Annotated in this window: 14 protein-coding genes and 1 tRNA gene; 6 read left to right on the forward strand and 9 right to left on the reverse strand. The window is 48.9% G+C overall.

The window, feature by feature from the left end; genetic code table 11:
- Nucleotides 1–104: 104 nt before the first annotated feature.
- Nucleotides 105–1,532, reverse strand: coding sequence for a transposase (locus tag EZMO1_RS16315; RefSeq protein WP_145912468.1), 1,428 nt, complete (start codon nucleotides 1,530–1,532; stop codon nucleotides 105–107).
- A gap of 261 nt (nucleotides 1,533–1,793) precedes the next feature.
- Here EZMO1_RS16315 and EZMO1_RS25755 point away from each other — a divergent pair, with 261 nt between their 5' ends.
- A complete protein-coding gene (locus tag EZMO1_RS25755; protein ID WP_420809946.1) occupies nucleotides 1,794–2,381 on the forward strand; it encodes an outer membrane protein OmpK in 588 nt (195 codons plus the stop codon).
- A gap of 116 nt (nucleotides 2,382–2,497) precedes the next feature.
- Here the strand turns inward: EZMO1_RS25755 and EZMO1_RS16330 are convergent.
- Nucleotides 2,498–2,574 (reverse strand) — tRNA-Arg (locus EZMO1_RS16330).
- Nucleotides 2,575–2,677: 103 nt separating this feature from the next.
- Nucleotides 2,678–2,872, reverse strand: coding sequence for a flagellar biosynthesis anti-sigma factor FlgM (locus EZMO1_RS16335; protein ID WP_034877131.1), 195 nt, complete (start codon nucleotides 2,870–2,872; stop codon nucleotides 2,678–2,680).
- Between the two features lie 322 nt (nucleotides 2,873–3,194).
- On the opposite strand from EZMO1_RS16335, the gene EZMO1_RS16340 reads away from it, so the two are divergent.
- The 3 genes from EZMO1_RS16340 (at nucleotide 3,195) to EZMO1_RS16350 (ending at nucleotide 5,869) form a co-directional block, all read left to right on the forward strand.
- A complete protein-coding gene (locus EZMO1_RS16340) occupies nucleotides 3,195–3,923 on the forward strand; it encodes an MlaA family lipoprotein (protein ID WP_236632034.1) in 729 nt (242 codons plus the stop codon).
- A gap of 239 nt (nucleotides 3,924–4,162) precedes the next feature.
- A complete protein-coding gene (locus EZMO1_RS16345; RefSeq protein WP_034877125.1) occupies nucleotides 4,163–5,341 on the forward strand; it encodes a SpoIIE family protein phosphatase in 1,179 nt (392 codons plus the stop codon).
- Complete coding sequence (locus tag EZMO1_RS16350; RefSeq protein WP_051790138.1) at nucleotides 5,342–5,869, forward strand: STAS domain-containing protein; 528 nt, start codon at nucleotides 5,342–5,344, stop codon at nucleotides 5,867–5,869.
- On the opposite strand, the gene dusA is transcribed toward EZMO1_RS16350, so the two are convergent.
- From dusA to EZMO1_RS16380, 6 genes are all read right to left on the reverse strand, one after another.
- A complete protein-coding gene (gene dusA / locus EZMO1_RS16355) occupies nucleotides 5,858–6,895 on the reverse strand; it encodes a tRNA dihydrouridine(20/20a) synthase DusA (RefSeq protein ID WP_051790137.1) in 1,038 nt (345 codons plus the stop codon). The genes EZMO1_RS16350 and dusA overlap by 12 nt on opposite strands.
- 276 nt (nucleotides 6,896–7,171) lie before the next feature.
- Nucleotides 7,172–9,280 carry a site-2 protease family protein gene (locus tag EZMO1_RS16360; RefSeq protein WP_051790134.1) on the reverse strand — a complete coding sequence of 703 codons (2,109 nt, stop codon included), beginning with the start codon at nucleotides 9,278–9,280 and terminating at the stop codon, nucleotides 7,172–7,174.
- Entirely contained in the window at nucleotides 9,280–10,614 is a 1,335-nt protein-coding gene (locus EZMO1_RS16365; RefSeq protein ID WP_034877122.1) for an efflux RND transporter periplasmic adaptor subunit, read from the reverse strand. The genes EZMO1_RS16360 and EZMO1_RS16365 overlap by 1 nt, the downstream gene beginning before the upstream one ends.
- Before the next feature lie 13 nt (nucleotides 10,615–10,627).
- Nucleotides 10,628–11,368, reverse strand: a complete 741-nt coding sequence (locus EZMO1_RS16370; protein ID WP_082212200.1) for an efflux RND transporter periplasmic adaptor subunit — start codon at nucleotides 11,366–11,368, stop codon at nucleotides 10,628–10,630.
- Entirely contained in the window at nucleotides 11,365–12,861 is a 1,497-nt protein-coding gene (locus tag EZMO1_RS16375) for a TolC family protein (protein ID WP_034877120.1), read from the reverse strand. Before EZMO1_RS16375 ends, EZMO1_RS16370 begins: the two co-directional genes overlap by 4 nt.
- Nucleotides 12,862–12,908: 47 nt before the next feature.
- Nucleotides 12,909–17,987, reverse strand: coding sequence for a VCBS domain-containing protein (locus EZMO1_RS16380; RefSeq protein WP_034877118.1), 5,079 nt, complete (start codon nucleotides 17,985–17,987; stop codon nucleotides 12,909–12,911).
- A 301-nt stretch (nucleotides 17,988–18,288) separates the two neighbouring features.
- On the opposite strand from EZMO1_RS16380, the gene EZMO1_RS16385 reads away from it, so the two are divergent.
- Both EZMO1_RS16385 and EZMO1_RS16390 read left to right on the forward strand, forming a co-directional pair.
- Nucleotides 18,289–18,927, forward strand: coding sequence for a phage tail protein (locus EZMO1_RS16385; protein WP_034877116.1), 639 nt, complete (start codon nucleotides 18,289–18,291; stop codon nucleotides 18,925–18,927).
- 10 nt (nucleotides 18,928–18,937) lie between these two features.
- Nucleotides 18,938–20,191 carry an SAM-dependent methyltransferase gene (locus tag EZMO1_RS16390; RefSeq protein WP_034877114.1) on the forward strand — a complete coding sequence of 418 codons (1,254 nt, stop codon included), beginning with the start codon at nucleotides 18,938–18,940 and terminating at the stop codon, nucleotides 20,189–20,191.
- Nucleotides 20,192–20,196: the final 5 nt, after the last annotated feature.

A 20,196-nucleotide genomic window follows, 5' to 3' on the forward strand; every position in this document is an offset into this window, starting at 1 on the left:
GTTGCCCCTGTTGTCTTTGTTTCTTATTACGGGTGCTGCACAGGCTGATTTCTTATACTCGATGCTGCAGTTTTACCTAAACAAGTAACGTATTTATCTCGATTCTAAGCTGCATCTAAAAGTTTAAACTTCCGGGCGTGTGCTTTGAGTGAGTCAGTTGCCTTTTGTTCTCCCAGGTCTCTACCAGCCATATGCCTGCTCGACTCCCGCTTGGGCAAAGTATGCTCTAAGGCTAAGGCCAGAGCCTTAAGCTCGGTATCTGGATCTTCCGATTCAACCACTGATTTCACCGTAGCAAGCAAGGCTTCTGCATTGAGGCGTTCGATCAGACAGCCTGCGGGCATTCCGGCCTGTTTGTTTTTCAGTAGGACGAATTGCTCAGGGTGCAGTAACAGCATGTGTTCGCACAGCAGGCTCAGGATCACGCCGCGCTGCGATCCGTCAGCACCTTGCTGTTTGCTCAACCTGTTCCAGCCACAATGAGCTTTCCAGTCTTGAATGAAAACCTCGACCAACCACCTCAAGGTGTAAATCCTGGCTATGTCGGTATGCCGCCATGACATATCTGAAGCCACCAGATAGCGATAATCCTCTTCACCCTCATACTTCAGGGCAATAACAAAACGTCTTTTCCCATGAGCCTTAACATACAGCCGAGCAGCCAGCATCGTGACCTGCTCTTCTTTGCCACCGCGTATTATGAGTTGAGTTTCAGCGCCTTTCTGGCGCGAAAAGTAAGCTTTGAGAGTCGCTTCCGAGTGGTTTCGGTTGGATACTTTCTGATTCGAGCGCAGTTGGCTGACAACCTGGGCTCCGCCTGTTATTTCCGCAGCCTTATCCATAAAGTCTCCTGTGCCATACAGTGCATCAGCGAGAATTGCTTTGATCGTAATGTTGGGAAACGAATCAACAAATTCTTGCAGCATAACCAGCGTCAACGACTGCATGGTGGGGTAACGAACATGATCTGGCTCAGGACGGTTCGGTCGTTCTTTTTTCTGAATGCCTTGCTTCCTGAGCGCCTTGTCTTTCTTCCTCCATGCAGATAACTCAGGGTCAGGAATATAAAAGCGAAACCCTACTGGAAAGGTAGCTACTTCAGTAACGAGCACCATAAACACCAGTTCCTGCCCATTAAAATAACCACCTGTTGATTTGTCTTTTATCTTATGGGCACCGTCGATTTTTGAAGTCCTTTTAGTGCGCTTTTTTCCTGTATCGTCGATAGCAAGGGTTCCACTTTGTATTCCATAGCGTAGAAGAATATTTCTGACGCTGGCCTGTAGCAGGCTTTGCCATGCAATTTCTGCTTGATAAAACATCCAGCACAGACGGGTCGCTTTGAATCTGCCTAAGCTTCTGCGCTCAAAAGCAGCCCAGTTAATAGTTTTAGTTACCACGATTCCCATGATAAAAACGCCCAGTGCCACTTTCTGGGATCTACTCAACTGCGCAGAGGAATTGATGGACTTGAGCGAATCATTCAAAGCATCCAGAAAGGCAGTGACAACGGGTAATGGGCGAATTAGCAAGATACGACACTTGACGGTTATTAAGTTCCTATGAGATCTTACCTCCAACCTGCTGCTGTGGCTATGATGGAATCTCGCAAGGCTTGAATTCGGAGCTGCAGTAGTAGTCTGCTCTTATGCCACCCTGCCATTTCCTGCTCTCCCTCAAATATCAAAAACTGCAGCATCGAGTTATACGGTTGGGCAAAACTTAAATACGACTATCAAGCCCTTGACCATGGCACTGAAAATGTAAACAGGCCGAATCAACAACTCCTTGGTATAGAAGGAGGCTCGGCTTTCGACTGGGGGGAATTCTACGGTTTCTATGATCTGGAAGGCATTGACCGAAACAGTGCCAACAGAAACCAGGTGGTGAACCTTGAAGCCCATTATTACCTTGCAGACACCGGCTTAAGCCTGTTTGGCAAGGTGTACAGTATCAACAGTACTCATAACAATGAAACCAATCAGTTTCTCGGACTCGGGTATACCGGACTGCAAGGTAACAACTGGTGGTTTAAGCCCTGGCTTGCCAGTCATTATGTGAACGTTAACAATGAGTTCGACAACCTGAAATACTCCGGTTTTAACGGTCTCGCGCTAGGCTGGACTGCCGCCTATCGGTTCAATGTGGGTTCACAGAATTTCTTTCTTGGCAACTGGAATGAAATAGAGTTCGAACGTAATGGCAAATACGCCCGGGCCAATCACGGCAAAACTGGCGTCAATGGTGCTGTTTCACTGGGGTGGAATGCTACGGACAAAATCAGTCTTGAACTGGCCTACCGTTACTTTCATAACAAGCTAGGCTACAACAATCTGGGCGATGCCATTGTGTATCGGGTGGCATACAGCTTTGGTTCCTGACAGGTTTTCAGGCAGACTTGCCTGACCAAAGCCAAAACCTACACCTGTACCTACACCCATCCAGTAAAAACAGCAAAGCCCGAAGTGATCACTATCGCTTCGGGCTTTGTTTTAGCTGGCGCTCCCTAGAGGATTCGAACCTCTGACCTGCCCCTTAGGAGGGGGCCGCGCTATCCAGCTGTGCCAAGGGAGCATAGAAAAGCCAGCGGGCTGGTAGTTCCGGCTGGCTTGCTGCGTATTGTAACCAAATCTGTGCTGGTTTCAAACATTGTCTGCGCTATAACCCGCATTAAAAGTCATTCTTTGCTGTCAGTGCGACTCGGGTAATCCAGACTCCGTTCAAAATCTATTATTTTTTGTGCGAGTTTCGAACTGTTGACTGTTAACGTGCCGTCCAGGTAAGCCTCTCTGAAAGCTTTAACCTTCTCCTCTGAGCCACCCACTTCTACAACTTGTGTCGCTTTATATTCCGGCTGGACTTTATCTTCCATGATTCCTCCCCTGCCTAGTGAACGAATAATAGTGACATAAGCTGAAGAAGGCTTCCAGCGAACTCTATCTCATTTTCGGCAAACCAAAACGTAAATTTATGCTGATTAAAGATATGATTGAGGTGGCTCATATTTAGCAAATAATCACCGATAAAGCGTATTGTGCAGACCAGAAAACCATATGCCGGGCAATATTTGTATTTTATCAACGGTTAGTGGGATACTGTTAGCGTTATAGCCTGCGCTCCCATGAGCAAGAGTCAGCACAAGCCAAACAAGCTGGACTACTTTAAGAAAAATAAAAGGACATGAGGACAGGACTTTGACTTTTTTTGCTTGTTCTAATAGTCGTTGCGCACTGTCACGAATGCTGCAAATCCTGACTGCAGTGCTTCTGACCGGTTTCATTTCTCACTCTTATGCCGCAAAAGGTGTGTCCTTTGACGACCCCTGGGAAAATGTGAACCGGTCCATCTTTGGCTTCAATGACTGGGTCGATACCCATGCCCTGAAACCCGCTGCACAAGGGTATGACAAAATTACCCCGAAACCCATTCAATCACTGGTCAGCAACTTTTTTTCCAATCTTGGTGAACTGCGAAATGCCGTGAATTCACTGTTGCAGCTTAAACCGGTGGATACGCTCACGGCGGTGGGACGGTTTGGCCTGAACTCAACCATTGGCATGCTCGGTTTGCTGGATGTTGCCAGCCCACTGGGAATAGAACGCCGGTATCAGGACTTTGGCCTGACGCTGGCACACTGGAACGTACCCTCCGGTCCATATGTTGTCATGCCATTACTGGGCCCCAGAACGGTTCGTTCCGGGGTTGGTATTGTGCCGGACAGTATGGTCAGCCCCAAGCAAATGGTTGAGCCCATGAGTGACCGGATCATTGCTAACGGTCTGGATATTGTTAACACCCGTGCCGCATTACTGACCTCTGAAGACCTGATCGTCGGAGATCGCTACTCCTTCATTCGAGACGCCTACCTGCAGCGCCGTAATTACATTATTACCGGCGAACTGCCTGAAGACGACGACTTCTGACAGCGGCTGAACATCAGTGCATGATGATCCGACCGGGTGCCCATGCACTGCTTCTGTCGTCGATCATAAATCCCTCTAATAATAGATCACAACCATACACATTCGCTTGCAGCCATCAAAGGTTGAGAGTATGTTTCAACTGTATCTTACAGCCGTGCACCAAAGGTGGTTGAACAATCTATGCACAGGATTTTGCAAGACCGGTTTTATTTTATTAGCCAGCAGCCGTGGAATATTCTATGAGCAGAGTTGGCAATACCATTCTTGTTATTGATGATGACACCATTGTTCGGGAAAGCATCGTAGCTTATCTGGAAGACAGCGGTTTCAACATTCTGCAGGCTGAAAATGGTGAACTGGGGCTAACTGTCTTCAAAGATTCCCATCCGGATCTTATTCTCTGCGACCTGCGCATGCCACGCATGGACGGCCTTGGGGTGTTACGCAATGTCAGGGAAATTTCACCGGAAATCCCCTTCATTGTTGTTTCTGGTGCCGGCGTTATGGCTGATGTGGTTGAGGCCCTGCGGCTCGGTGCCAGCGATTACATCATCAAACCCATTGTTGACCTTGAAGTGCTGGAATACGCCATCAACCGCGCACTCGAAACCGCCCAGCTGGCGGTTGAAAACCGACGCTACCGTGAAAGCCTGGAAGAAGCCATAAAAACTCTGGAAGGTAATCTCCAGCTGCTGAAAGAAGATCAGAAGGCCGGCCGGGAAGTCCAGATGCGTATGCTACCGCGCAAGCCTCTGGAGTTTGAAGGCTATAAAGTGGATCACCACATTATTCCTTCACTCTATCTGAGTGGCGATTTTGTTGACTACTTTGCTCTCAACGATCACTGCTTTGCCTTTTATCTGGCCGACGTTTCCGGTCACGGTGCCTCTTCGGCGTTCGTTACGGTTCTGCTGAAACACATGTCCATCAATCTTCTGCAGGAATATCAGGCACACGGTGGCAAAGCCAGGGTCAAACCATCCCATGTGCTCAGCTTTATTAACCGCAATCTGTTAAAGAGTGCCCTTGGGAAACATGTTGCCGTGTTTGGCGGAGTGGTGGATACCCGCAACCACACACTGACTTATGCCTTTGGCGGGCATTACCCCCTGCCCATTCTGCAGAAGTCTGGGGAAACCAGCCTTATTGAAGGAAGAGGACTGCCCGTTGGCCTGTTTGAAGACGCCCGGTTTGAGGATGTCACCATCGACTTGCCGGAGCAATTCACCTTGACTATCCTGTCCGACGGTATTCTTGAGGTGCTGCCTCAGTCTTCCCACGAAGAAAAAGAGCAATACATGTTGTCTGTGATCAGGGATGGTGCTCATACCGTTCCTGCTCTCACCAAAAAGCTCGGGCTTGACGCTATGCGTGAAGCACCGGATGATGTCGCTTTGCTAGTACTGGCCCGGAATTGAATGACTGCTGGAAAAATACAGTTCGCAGAGAATGAAGGCACCTACGTGCTGAAGTTCGTAGGGGAAATTCGGCTGACCCTGAGTTCATCCCTCGAAAGTTTTCTGGACAATATGTTTAACGATCCTGATTTCAGTTCGGTGATCGTAGATCTGTCTGAAACGTCAACCATCGACAGCACTTCCCTTGGCATACTGGCAAAGCTGTCTATACAGGCCAAGAAACGCTTTAACCTTGTGCCTATTATTATTTCCACTCAGGAAGACATTACCCGTGTTCTGCTCAGCATGGGCTTTGACTCGGTTTTTGTGCTGGTTAGGGAGTTTGACGGCCTGGTAAAGCTGCCAATGAACGACCTGCCCTGTGAAGGCAGCACCGAACCCGCGACTCAGGAGCGGGTTCTGAATGCTCACAAGGTGCTGATGTCGTTAAATGAAGACAACCGCAAAGCCTTCAGCGAGCTGGTCGAACAGCTGGAAAAAGGCCGAAAATCCAATAAAAACGATGATGACGAAAGCTCAGGCACCTGAAGCGGTTGCCATCGCAGCCTGACGCTCTTGTGCCTGTTCCCGAATCGCTTCAACCTCATCAACCGCCGCCAGAAGCACTTCAACCCCGGCGCCTTTTCGATGGGCATTTTCGCTGATAAAGCGTCGGAATTTACGCGCACCGGGCTCTCCCTGATAGAGACCGAGCATATGACGGGTAATATGGCTGAGGTAAGTCCCCTGACTCATCTGTTCCTCAATGTACGGTACCATCTGCTCAACCACGGCACGACGCTCAGGCAAAGGCTTGGAACGTCCATACAGACGATTATCCACTTCGGCCATCAGGTAAGGGTTATGATATGCCTCACGTCCAAGCATCACGCCATCCACATGCTGCATGTGCTGGTCAATCTGGTCAAAATTGGCAATGCCACCATTAATAGTAATTTCCAGATCAGGAAAATCGCGCTTCAACTGATACACCACTTCCGGCTTCAGGGGTGGAATATCACGATTCTCTTTCGGAGATAAGCCTTCCAGAATGGCGATACGGGCATGGGCAATAAAGGTCTCACACCCTGCCTCTTTGATAGTACCTACAAAATCCACCAGCTCTTCATAAGAATCCCGGCCATTAATACCGATACGGTGCTTAACAGTAACCGGAATATCCACCACATCTTTCATAGCCTTTACGGCATCAGCTACTGTGTGGGGTTCTGCCATCAGGCAGGCACCAATTCGGCCATTCTGAACCCGGTCGCTGGGGCAGCCAACATTAAGGTTCACTTCCTGATAACCGGCGGATTCTGCCATTCTGGCACATTGCGCCAGATGATCCGGATCGTGACCACCCAGCTGGAGCGCCAGAGGATATTCAGCCACATTGTGCTTCAGAAATCGCTCCTGATCACCATAAACCAAGGCCCCGGAGGTCACCATTTCGGTATAAAGCACCGCATGCTCAGACAGCAGCCGATGGAAATAGCGACAATGGCGATCGGTCCAGTCCATCATAGGCGCAACAGAAAACCGGCGATCCAGATCTTTTTTACTTTTCATCATAAAAACAACAAGCTAATCATTTATTGCGTGCAAAGTAGCACGATGGCCTGACTTTTTTGTTCTTGTCATGTGGATATCCAAGACCGCAGTATTGCCAGAGCCAAAAAATGACCAGATCATACAGCAGGAATCCAAAACAATCAGTAAGAGGAGTCAGGCTAAGGCTTACGGAAAAAGCACATGAATGAGTCAGAAGACCCTGAATATCTGTAGAAAGTTCAACAATACAGCCTCTTTCCACTACGAGACCGATACAATTGTTTGCCAGACGATGGGTTAAAAACCACTTTCCCGGATCAGAACACCCCAGAAATCGGCCCAGAATAGCGAAAAGGCACTCCGCCCTTTTACCTCCAGATGCACACTGCCCGTTAACAGTCTCTGACTATCGATTCCTTCGAATACTGGAGCGAGAATAACTCTGTAAGAGCCTTCTACCGGAAGAGCCCTACCCTGCTGATCTCTGGTGATTTCAATGGCACCACCGTAATCCGAGCTCAGGTACTCTGTCTCCATGACCCGACTGCTGACAGGACTTACCTGCAATACCGAGACTTCAACAGCAGCCTGAGTCAGATCATCAGGATAAAACCAGCCCCTGTAACCCGAAGCTATACGATTCAAATCCGCTGCCGAGACATAAGCTTCAATCTGAACAGAATCAGTACGGGCTAACTGTAGCATTGGACTTTTAGCATGCAGCCATTGTCCTTTTGTTAACCATTCATCAAGGAAAACCACCTTACCGCTGAACGGCGATTCAACCACCAGTTCCCCCTGCTGCTGTTCAATTCCACTCAAGGCTTCAAGCAATGCATTCTTTCTTTGCAAAACAACGGGAGTCGCCTGTAGATAATCCAGATCAGCGGCTTTTCGATCCAGCAGGGTTTGCGTAAGGTTCAGTTCAATAAGCAGCTGCTGTTGTTTATGGCTTAAGTCCGGATTAGACAACCTGAACAAAGGCTGTCCTCTGGAAACTTGCTGACCGGTTGTCACCAAAACGTCTTCTATCAAGCCGCCCGATTCAGGTGCAAATACCTTAACATTATCCGTTGCCTGCGATACGGCTGGCAGATTGAGCGACCGGTCAAACGGAATGAGCGGCAACATCACTATAAATAAGACAACAGAGAAATTAATGATACTGCGCCGGTTCCAGTGGATGTTCTGACGTTGCTGCCACCAGAATCGCACTTCCTGATAAATCGGTCTGAATACCAACCAGACGATTTCAACCAGAAACAGAATCAGACCCAGTGCCTTAAAAAAGAAGTGATAGACCAATAAGGCAATAGCCAGAAACAACAGGAAGCGATATATCCAGGTACCATAGGCGTAAAACAGTAATTTCCTTTTTTGCCCTTTGCTCCAGTTCTCGGGCGCAGGAGCATTAAGATCGAACAGCCATTCCCGCAATTGCCATCGAGCCAGAGTAAACGCACGGTGCTGAAGGTTATCAATGCGCCACCAGTCCGATAACAGGTAGTAACCATCAAACCGCATAAAAGGGTTCAGGTTAATCAGCAAACTGGTCACCCAGGTAACAGCGGCCAGCATAAACACAATGTTTTTTACTGCCGCATCCGCAAGAAATGGCCACAGAAACAATGCAAGGCTGGCAACCACCAGTTCTGCAAACAGCCCAGCGGCACCAACATGAATACGCTGACGATAGGAGGCCAGTCGCCATGTATCGGTTGTATCGGTATACAACACCGGGAACATCACCAGAAAGGCAACCCCCATGGCTGGCACACGACAACCATAGTATTTCGCCACCAGACCATGTCCTACTTCATGAACGCTTTTAACGAACACCAGAGCAATCAGATAATAAAGGAACCCTGTTGGGCTAAAGGACTGAACCGCTGTGTTTATGAATGCATCCCATTGCCGGAGGGTTAAAAACAATCCGGCAACAGCCACCAGCATGATAATAACCAGCCACTGTCTACGAATAAAAAAAGCACCAACCGACAGTAACTTTTCCAGAAACCGGTCAGGATTCACCAAGGGAATACGAAAATACAGATACCCCAGTAGCATTTGCTGCAAGAGACTATTCCGGCTTTTATGTTGTTGCTCAACAAACCGCTTGGTATCGGCTTTAGAGTCAACAACCAGTAATTGATTGTCCAACAAAAAAGCATAAAGCTGCTCCAGCTGTTCCTGCTGAACAGCGACACCTTCTTTTTCCTTTACCGATGCGAGAATCCGCGTAACAGAACCAGCCTGCCAATGACGCATTAACAACAACGATTCCTGTGAAATCCGAAACCAGACATTGCGTACCGGATCGTAAATCGACCAAGAAGGAGCACCCATGGCATCGGATTCTCTCTCGAACAGCTCAAGCTCTTCACGCAACGGTAACGGATGATCCATCACATTCCCAACCATTGTCGTAAAAATGCCAAAGGTCTGCGAAACAGGTAAATAAAGAGAGAAGACCGTTCCCCGTAAAGTTTTGCAGTACCCTGCAAACCAATTCGAGGCAAATCCGTTGTATCAGAAAACGACGCTTTCAAGCGATAAGCTAATACATTCTGTGGTGTTACTTCTGCATCATAGGACGCATATCGAAGCGTGGCGGACAGGGGGTTCAGCGGGTCCGTATCAAGAAACAGTTTTATGACAGTACCGGCCTCAAGAGTAATCGCGTCCCGAACCGGTAACATGATTTGAATCTCCACCGACCCGGGATCAGCCACATACAATATCCGTTCACCCTGCTGCACAGGCCGACCTGACCAGTCATCCTCATCCCTGAAAACTGCAATACCCGCTTTCAGGGATTTAACCAGTGAACGATCCAGCAGCTCTCTGGCGTAATCGAGCTCTGCCTGTTTCAACTGAACAGTTGCCTGCAGCTCCGCCAGTTCTCCGGTAGAGCCCGGGTCTGTGAAAGATTGCTGCTGAACTTTTCGCAAACGGGCTTCTGCAACCTGCAGTTCCTCTTGAGCCAGAGTCAATTGATTGCGCAGTCGGGTATCTTCAAAAGCTACCAGCGGTTGCCCTTTCTGCACCCTGTCATTCGGTTTAACCAGAATCTCGCGAACCACACCGTTCAGCGGTGCTGTCGCCAGTTCAGGGTGAAAAGCCATCACTTCAGCCGGAGCCAGAACCGATAAACGAACAGGAAAAAACATCAGTACAACCAGAAACACAACCACCGCCCAACGAAAACGATGTTGACTGAAAATAGATAACCACTGCCTGCGAACCGGCATGGTGGCTTTCCAGGCATGAGCAAAGGTTTCTGCTATATGATTCGCCAGAACCTGTTCCTGTTCCGTAAATCCGGATTGCCGGTTTAACCAGAGGTAGCCAAGTGTTTTACCGTCAGGATGAATCACCGGTATCCAAAGACAACTGTCCTGCAGCCATTCGAGGCGGGACAATGCGGCAGCATCAAGAGACTCCAAAGGGAAACTCTGACTTCCAGAAGGGTTAGAGTTCGAATGAAAAGTCTGGGCAATGGATTCCAGATCCATGACTGACGACGAGTTCTGATCAACACTGCCTGTATCGCTACAGCGACAGAGCCGGAGTTTCCCGGCCGCTGTTAGCCGAAATAACATCAGATGACGGGCTTCAATCAATGATCGCAGCCGGTTCACCATAATCAGTTGAAGCTCGGTTTCATTCGTTGCCTGACGAAGCTCCTTCTCCAGAGCAATCAGGCGCAGATAAGGGTTATTCTCAGACTGTGATGACATGGTCGATTTGTGATTACTCAGACTGACTTTCCCTGTTAAAGGAGACGGTGCCACTCATGCCCGCCATCAACTCTTTATGGATGCCGGTTAATTCACCGGTGACGCGTATTGACTGACTGACCGCATCAACGCGCGCCCCCAGACGAACGACATGGCCTGAATACTTCTTGCCCGTTTCGTCAACTTGCAATGTGAATTCAGAGCCCTCATCAAGCCAGACTAACCACCTTGACGGTAACACCAGGTTAACATCAAGCTTCGTGTCTTCCAGCAGCCAGAGCAATTTAGTACCAAGCTCGATACTCTCGTGTTCATTCACCAGAACATCAACAACCCGACCATCAAAAGGTGCGACTATCTGACAACGCTCAACCAATAGTTTTGCTGAATCGAGCTTGGCCTGCATGCGTTGCATTTCCAGCTGGGCAATATGAACTTCCAACTCACCCGCGGAGTCAAGCTGCTGTAACTTCCGCTTGTTCTCAAATTGCGCTCTGGCAATGCCAAGGTCTGCAGCGGCTTCATCCTGTCCAGCCTGATAGATGGAACAGTCGAACCCTAATAGTTTGTCGCCTTTGGAAAAAGCATCGCCATTGCGAACATGGATTACAGCAATTCTGGCTGATAATTCACTGGATACCGTTGCTTCCTTAACAGGTTCAAGCATTGCCCGAACCGTAAAGTCATCCTGAAGCTCTTGCGCTGCCAGACAATGACTGAACAAAATCCCTGCCAATGCAATTCGAAACATCATTCCTGCTGTTCAGCCTCTACGTCCAGATGACTCCATTTTGATTCACCGGAAGCAAGGGCGTCTGCCAACCCTTGAATGGTGTGCGAAGTAATACGCTCCGGCAAAGGATCAGCACCGATGGAAAGGAATATACGACCGTAGGCCGAGTGCAGCTGGGCATAACTTTCACCCTGCTGAAGCTTGGCAAGCACTGCATTGATTTCCCGCTCAATCACGTCCAGTTCATTACCTGACTGTGAGCTGGCACTGGCTTTAACGTACTTCAACAGACGATGCTCAACATCATTGAGAGCACTGTCGGTCTGGTAAGCATGACTGGCTTCAGAAAAGTCCAGCAAAGCAATATGCACCTGACTCAACACTGCCATATTGAGCGCCAGACGACGGGTGTCAACAACACTGGCTTGTGACTTTGCCACCTGAAGGCGGTCATTCAGGGTTACGATGTCCAGGAGGTTACCGGAGATCATGGCACTGAAATCAAACCAGTTGGCGTTTTTGTTGTACTCATTACTGTCGTAGTTATAGCGGGTACTCAAGGTTAACGACGGCATCAGGCTTGCCATGGTGCGCTTGATCTCCATGGCAGAAATACGATCATGGTAGCCTTCCTCCCGTAACTCCGGGCGCTGCAGTAAGGCAAGTGTTTCCAGCTTATCGGCTGGTATATTCATCTGTAGGGGAGGATCAGCAGGTCTGACCAGTTTAAAGTCAGTACTCAGAGGCAGGCTCATTAATGTCGCCAGCTCGGTTCTGGCACTCACCAGATCTTTTCGAACTTCATGCAGTTGCCGCATACTGGTCAACAAACGCTGCTGATATAACAGACTCTCGAAAGGTGTTTTTAACCCCTGATTCTCAATTTTGCGCGAAGCCATCAGGGCACTGTCCATTCGCTGCATAAGCGGTTCGATATCCCCCAGAACCGTTTGCGCTGCAAGAGCACGCATGTAAGCGCTGCGAACATCCTGAGTAATGTTGTGAATCACCTTGCGACGGCGTTCCTCGACAATCATAAGTCGATCCGCCTGCTCCTTTGCCCGATAATAGGAGACACCAAAATCCAGCACATTCCAGGACAACCCCAAATCACCCACCAGCCGCTCACGCTCCTGCGATGTCGAAACTTCCAGACTTTCATTACCTGTAATTAAAGATCTGGAACTGGAACCCGCATCATTGTTTCGCCCCTTATATCCGGCATTCGCCGTTAATTTAGGCAACATGTCAAGCCGGGCAATATCAAGCATGTCGCTCGCCAGAGCTTGTTCCATCACTTTCAGCCGGTGATCAAGGTTATAGCGAATCGCCCTTGCAATAGCCTGATGCAGAGTCAACTCAGCCCCTACAGGTTGCTGATCGGTATAAAGCTGACTTTTATCTTCCGCAACCCGCGCCTGATGCTCCTGCTCTGATATCACGACAGGTTGCACAGAGCAGGCTGCAATAAAGATTGACGTAGCCAGTAAAGTTATCTTGAATCCGTTGTTCATTGTGTTCACTCCCTGAACGCAAAAAAACTGCATGCGCCCTGTTTTTATTATTTTGTTTCTGCAATCGTCATCAAAGCCTTGTTCAGCTGCATCAGATTATCCTGATCGTGATCAACAGCCAGGGCGAGGTAATCACTGAATCGAGTCGGTATCTCTGCACGATCGGGTGACTCCGGCAAAGGCTCTTCACCTTCAGAGTCAGAATCAGAAGCGTCTTTTTCAGACGCAGGCTGATCACGTTCATCCTCTTCTTCCAGCTCTGTATCGTCCTCCAACAGCACTTCGCTCTGTTCTGCCTCATAACCAAAACTGGATAAAATACTGGCTAGCTGTGCCGAAATGGTATTGGTTGACTGGGCAGAAGATGGCAAAACACTCAATATATTGGTCACCAGATTAGAACCATAACGCACATCGAGAGCACCTTGCTGGTTAAACAGCCCCTGCACAGTAAAAGCCTTGGTATTAACACTGCCCGATGAAATTAATCCCTGCTCGTTTTTAACCGTATCCGCTGCATTGCCTGCACCGGCATCAATATCGCTGGCAGGCGTCTCGGCAGGTTGCCCTTCGGCCAAAGCGGTCACAATATTGCCATCACCCTGTCTCACCGGATCAGGAATGGCAGGCTCTGGTGCAAACTCCAGAACAGGCTCACTAACAGGAGGGGTTGTATCAGAGGGTTGTTGAACAATCGGAGCTTCACTGGTTCCGAGAATGGTAATGGCTACCACCTGCTGCGTTCCGTCACTGGCAACAAAGGTAAACGTGTCCGATAACTGCTCACCGGCATTAAGGTTCTGAACAGCCGACGGGTTCAGTGTGTAGATCCACTGTCCTTCATTTAATGCAAAAGAACCGTAGCCCTGATCGCCTACAACAGCAGCCTGATCTGCGAACGACGGATTATCACTAGTGTCCGGGTCACTGATGTCCAGAGTTCCTGTAACGGAGGCTGCTGGACTACCTGCACTTCCCTCGGTAACAGTACCTGTGAAGGTTCCACTGATGACTGAAACATCATCGCTACCATTAATCGTTACTTTGACACGGGTCTCTGTCCCGTCAGTCGATTTTACAACAAAGTTATCGCTGACACTGTCACCTGCATCTAAAGCATCGAATGCACTGTTAGCGACGTACGTCCAGTTGCCATTAACGTCGATATTAAATGTGCCGTAACTGCCCGCTACATTGCTTTGGGGCTCGAAAGTGTTCGCGTTATCAACATCATTACTCGTCAGTGTTCCGCCAGTGCTCACAGCTTCGTTGGTTTCTGACATTGGTACATCGGCACTGATGACAACCGCGGCATCATTTGTACCGGTAATCGTCACTGTGATGGTTTGAACTGTGCCATCAGTGGCAGTGAAGTCAATGCTGTCGCTGACCTGCTGTCCTGTGCTCAGTTGTTGGACTTTGGATTGATCCAACGTATACGTCCACTGCCCTGCACTCAGAACAAAAGAGCCATAGCCCTGATCACCCGCAATGGCTGCGCGATCGGCAAACGATGGTGCATCATCGTCATCCACATCACTGATACTCAATGACCCTGTTGCGGTGACAGGAGCATCACCTGCATCACCCTCGGTGACGCTTCCGGTATAGGTACCACTCACCACCGAAGCATCATTACTACCACTAATAATCACCTTGACACTGGTTTGAGTGCCATCGGCAGCTGTGACAGAAAAGGTATCGCTGATTACATCTCCGGCATCTAAACTGTCGAATACACTGTTAGCCACATAGCTCCAGGCACCATCAGTGCCAATGTTGAACGTGCCGTAGTTACCTGCCTCATTGGTTTGAGTCTGAAAGGCATTGGCATTATCAACATCGCTATTGGTCAGCGTTCCACTGGTGCTCAAAATCGCATTGGTTTCTGTTAGCAACTTATTGCCAACACTGAGCACCGCGGCATCATTGGTGCCATTAACCGTGATCACTATTTCGGCGGTATCGGTACCGCCCTGACCATCACTGAGGGTAAAGGTGAAGATGTCTGTAGCATCCTCATTGATATTTAATGCATCCGCTGCCGCCTGATCCGCTACATAGCTGTAACTGCCGTCTGCATTCAGCGTTAATGTGCCATAAGTGCCTGTCAGTCCGGTTCCGACTGTACCAGAAGTACCACTGCCCGATTCTGCTCCGGTGCGAACCGCGCTAACAGTAAGACTGTCACCATCATCATCACTGCCATGGCTGTCAACGACACCGTTTGCTTTGGTTATCGTCAGCGTCGCATCTTCATTAACGCTGCCTGTGTCATTGGTGGCTACCGGGTCATCATTAACACCTTGAACAACAACCGTCGTACTGGTAGTGCCAGTGTTATTGTCGGTATCGGTCGTTAAAATAGAGAGAGTACGATTGGTGGTATCAGGATTCTGACTGCTATTGCTGAACTGAAGCTCTTTTAACAGACTCAGGTAGTCTGCCTTTGTCGCCGAGTTTGCGAGTGTAATCTGGCTATCACTGTTATAAGTGATGGAAATACCATTCACCGTCTGACCGTCAGACCTACCAAACAGGCTGATTTTATCCCCTGTTTTGGCATTGCTGATATTAATTACCATGCCATTCAGATTAGCGCTGTCGATATCCGTGATGCTGGCACTGGCACTGACAAGCGATACCGGTGTATTCAAATCATTCTCGACATAGGTTGCACCTGAGCCAACGTTCACAATGGGAGCCGAGATAACGGAAACCGTAGACTCTTCAGAAGCGGAAGGGTCTTCACCATCATTCACGGTAATGTTGATGGTTCGGTCTCCGGCTGTCGTGCTGACAGCCGCCGCATTGTTGCTGTATTTCACCTGCTTGATAACAGCTTCATAGTCAGCCTTTGTTGCTGACCCCGACAGGTTGATCTGGGTAGCCGATGTATAAGTAATGGTAATGTCATTCACGCTGGCTGGCATACCATCAATACTGATGCTTTCATTGCCATCATTTTTAACGCCACCCAGAGTAATGACGGCACTGGCAAGATTCGTATCATCAACGTCGGTAATCGTGAAATCGGTGTCTACAACCGTAACACCGGAAGAGCTGCCTGCAGCAAAGGTTGTTTTGTATCCGTCAACACCACCGGAGCTATTATCAGGATCTGAATCAACAACAGGGATATCATTCACTGCCGTGATATTAATGTTGATGGTACCCAGATTCACATCGCCTGAACCATTGCCATCATTTGCCGTCACCGTGATACTGTCAGCACCAAATCCACTGGCATTCTGAGCCCCGATGTATCTGATATTCGATACACCATCCAGATAATCATTAATTTTGGCCTCAGTGCCTTCAAGGGTGACGGTTTTGCTATTGACCAGTGTTGCATCAACACCGTATGTCAAAGGGAGGTTAACCAGCCAATCAAACGCCCCATGATCAACGGTCAGCGTCACTGTCAGATTACTGAAATTGTCCTCATCACCAAACGAGAGTGCTGATAGATCCAGGTTACTAGAAGTATCTTCTGTAACCGTCACACTGGCTGGCGAATCAGCTGTGGGGTCATCGTTTACAGCGGTGATATTAATCTTTGCCGACGCCTGATCCATAGCGTCGGAACCGTCTGTTGCAGATACCGTAAGAGTGGCAGCTTCATTGCCACTGTCGTTCTCTGCGCCGGTGTATTGAATATTGCTGGCTGTATCCAGATACGAATTGATGTCCTCAGCGAGACCTTGCAGAGTAATTTCTGTATCACTGACTTTTATTTCAGTGACACCCGAGCCTACACCTATACCATCCGCCAGCGACGAGAACTTGCCGGAATCAAGAGTAAGAGTAACCGTAATGGTATCGCCATTGGCGTCAGAAAATGTCGCGGCCGATAAATCAAGATTACTTTGAGTGTCTTCAGTGACCGTAATATGGGAAGGGAGACCTGTCAGGCTGGGGGCACTGTTGGCAGGAGCTGCATCAGCCAGAACAAAGTTATCCAGATATACGCCCCAATCTGCCCCTTCAATCGTAAACCCTGTAACAGAGGACCAGTTCAGAGAAACCATAGTTGCTCCTCCTATCCCTCCCACGATAGTCCCCGTCGTTACAGAAGCGTTAGCCCCACCGATTGGGGTCAACGTCATCACATAATCATCAAATGCACTGCCCAGAACAATACTTGTCAGGTCTACAGAAGAGTCAAAGGTAACCGTTATATCCCCCCCCGGATTCCTATGGTAAAGGTCAATATAAGCACCACTTAATGCTCCGGTTCCACCTGTGTATTTATTAAATTCGTAAAGCCCCTGCTGAGTCGTACTTATGTCTATTGTTACTCCTGCTTCGGAGTAACCAACTAATGGCTGGTTTGCAGAAGGAGCAACAAAACCATCAAAACCAATGGTTGGCAAGACCCCCTGATAACTTGCAAACTCTAGCGGGGTCTGAGAAGACTCACCCGTTGTCACTTCGAGATCCCAGTCCCCACCCCGGCTCAAAGAGCCGGTCATATCATCCGAAGCTGCAACATCCGCATCTGTCAGTTCTGACAGGCGCTCAATAAAGGCAAGACCCGCACCATCACTGCCTACATTACAGCCATAAAGAAGAATATCGCCTTCTTCATTTAAGGACTGACCAATAGCAGCCAGAGTTTCCTGATGTAATTCAACAGATTCAGAATTAACCGTTTCTCCACTGAGAAACAAAGCGCCGCTACTGCCATGGGAAATAATGTGAACTGCATCAAGGTTCTGATAATTGGCAAGCACATCGGCAATTTCTGCCAGAGAAGCGGAAGCAGAAAGAAGGTGAACATCGGTGTTTTCAGGCACATTCGCCAGCAGTGCCTCGTAATCAGGCACGGAAGGGTCAATCAGGATAACGCTGTTACTGGTTGCCGGAGGGTTCAATGAGTCGAGGGCTTCGGCCAGTTCAGCATTGTTGGCCTGAGGTTCACTCCCTGTCTTATTCTGCTGGATATTGGGGTCGTTTAGCGCTTCTGCTCCGGTATCGATCAAGGCCGCATCGAGCATGATACGGGGTTCCAGAGCAAAACCAGGAGACCTGGGAATAACCAGAGAGGGAGCTGTCGAAACAGCCGGTGAGTGGCGGCTTCTACGCCATAATGACGCCAGATGGCGAATGAGTCGTGCGTCCATGTTATTTGCCCGGTTTTTATAGTGTCAGATGGTAAAAGCTCTGACATTCAGGGTTCTGTTATGACTGAATAATAAACAACCATTCAAGAACAGGCAAAACTATATCGATGTCAGGTGCCTTGAGTCGTCTGTTTATTTGATGATCTAATATCCGTTCTGCATCTGGAACTCAATCAATATTGCCTTTAGGTCCATCGATCATTCCATTGCAGGTACGAAATCGAGTCGATACTTTGCAGATGTCTGGCAGGGAAGCATTACGGCTCTCAACGAAATACAGGTTATTTTAGCGGGAGTGGACATGGAATTTATGATTGGTGCTGTCATGAACTTTGGCGGCAATTATGCACCAAGAGACTGGACCTTTTGTCATGGTCAGCTGATAGCCATAGCCGATAATCAGACTCTGTACTCCATTCTGGGCACCATGTGGGGCGGCGATGGTCGCAATAATTTTGCTGTGCCTGATTTCAGAAGTCGCGCCCCTGTCGGCAGTGGCAAAGGGCCCGGGCTGACATTTTTCGTAACCGGAGAAAGAGCGGGACAAGAGCTACACCAGCTAACCATTGCCCAAATGCCTGTGCACACCCACACTGCCACGTTTACAGGTACTGGAGGTACTGCTGGTGATCCCATTACCGCAACAGCTACTGTGAATGCCTTTGACGGTAAAGGCGACTCAGATATTCCGCATAATGGCTACTGGGCAAATGCAAGCCTTGGAAGGGATCTGACCACGGGCGGCTACTCTTCAACTGCCAATACAACGATGGCAACCGGTGCGATTGATATCGCTATAGAAGGAGGCGGTGGCGGTATTACCGGTGGTACTGTTGACGTTGTTGCTAACGGCGGCTCACAAGCCTTCAGTATCATGCAGCCCATTCTTGCCATTAATTACATCCTCTGCACTGACGGTATATACCCTTCCAGAAACTAACGGAGCGTCCATGAGTACGAAGCTGCCTCCGTCTTTTTCAGGAGTTTATGAGGAACCTGCTGCAGTGACAGGTTCTCTTAATGACCTGCTACGGCAAAAACTGAATGCCATTCAGCTGAAGGAACCACCTAATGCAAACAGGGCCGACAACCTGCTGAGCTGCGCGTTAGACACGGTTGAGCACATTCTTCACGCGCCGTTTGATAAAGCCTGTCTGGATCAAAAGCTGGAAACACTGTTTGAATGCCAGCAGACCGTTTACCACCATGCCAACATTCCTGCCGAGCTGCGTAAACGACAGTTTATTGGCCGACACGGGCTGGTGATGTCTCCCGATTATTGCATTACAACGGTAAAAGACAGCCTGCGTGTCCGGGCTTTTCTCCGGGCTATTGACCACGGCATTGCAAATTTACGCAAGCGGGTGTCGGGTTCGCTGAACATTGTCTATCCGGCCTGTGGCCCGTTTGCCCCCTTACTGATACCGCTTATTGGCTATTACAAGCAAAAGGAACTGTACAGTGAACAGGATGTGCAGATTACGCTGATTGATAGTCAGCCGGGGGCTATAGCCAGTCTTCATGCCCTTATTGATGCTTTGCAGATCAGGTCGTTTATTCGAGACATTCAGCTGCTGGATGGCTGTGAGTATCAGACAACCGAACCGGTTCACATGGTAGTACTGGAGGCCATGCAACACGGCTTCAGCCGGGAAGGGCATCTGGCTCTGGCGCGACATTTTGCCAATATGATTGAACCCGATGGTTGTTTCATACCTAATGAAATCCGCCTGACGGCAGTCATCAGTGAAGGACAACAGGAATATATCGAACAGTGGCGGGGTAAATCGGGAAAAGTGTTTGAAGCCAATATGAGTCCGGAATCCCTGAAACACAGAGTTGTGCTGGGAGACATTCTGAACCTGACACCTGACAGCCTTCGTCAGCTTAAAGAACAAAAAATTGATCAATTCACCAGCCTGATTGAATGCGGTACCGTCCCTCTGCCTGATCTGCCGGATACGATAAAACAACCTCTCCTGTTGATCTGCACGAGGGTTATCACCGGTGAATATGAGGGAAGTCAGGAAGTGATTGGCGAATACGACTCCGGTATTACCCATCCACTGCCTGATATGCAGATGTGTATAAATTTCATACCAAAAGAATCAAAACCGGGCGACCTGCTGGTCAACAGCGGTGACCGGCTGAAATTCTATTATCGACTGAATGGACTGCCCGGTTTTATGCCGGTCAAAATATAGAAACT

This window comes from Endozoicomonas montiporae CL-33, from assembly GCF_001583435.1.
Lineage (GTDB): Bacteria > Pseudomonadota > Gammaproteobacteria > Pseudomonadales > Endozoicomonadaceae > Endozoicomonas_A > Endozoicomonas_A montiporae.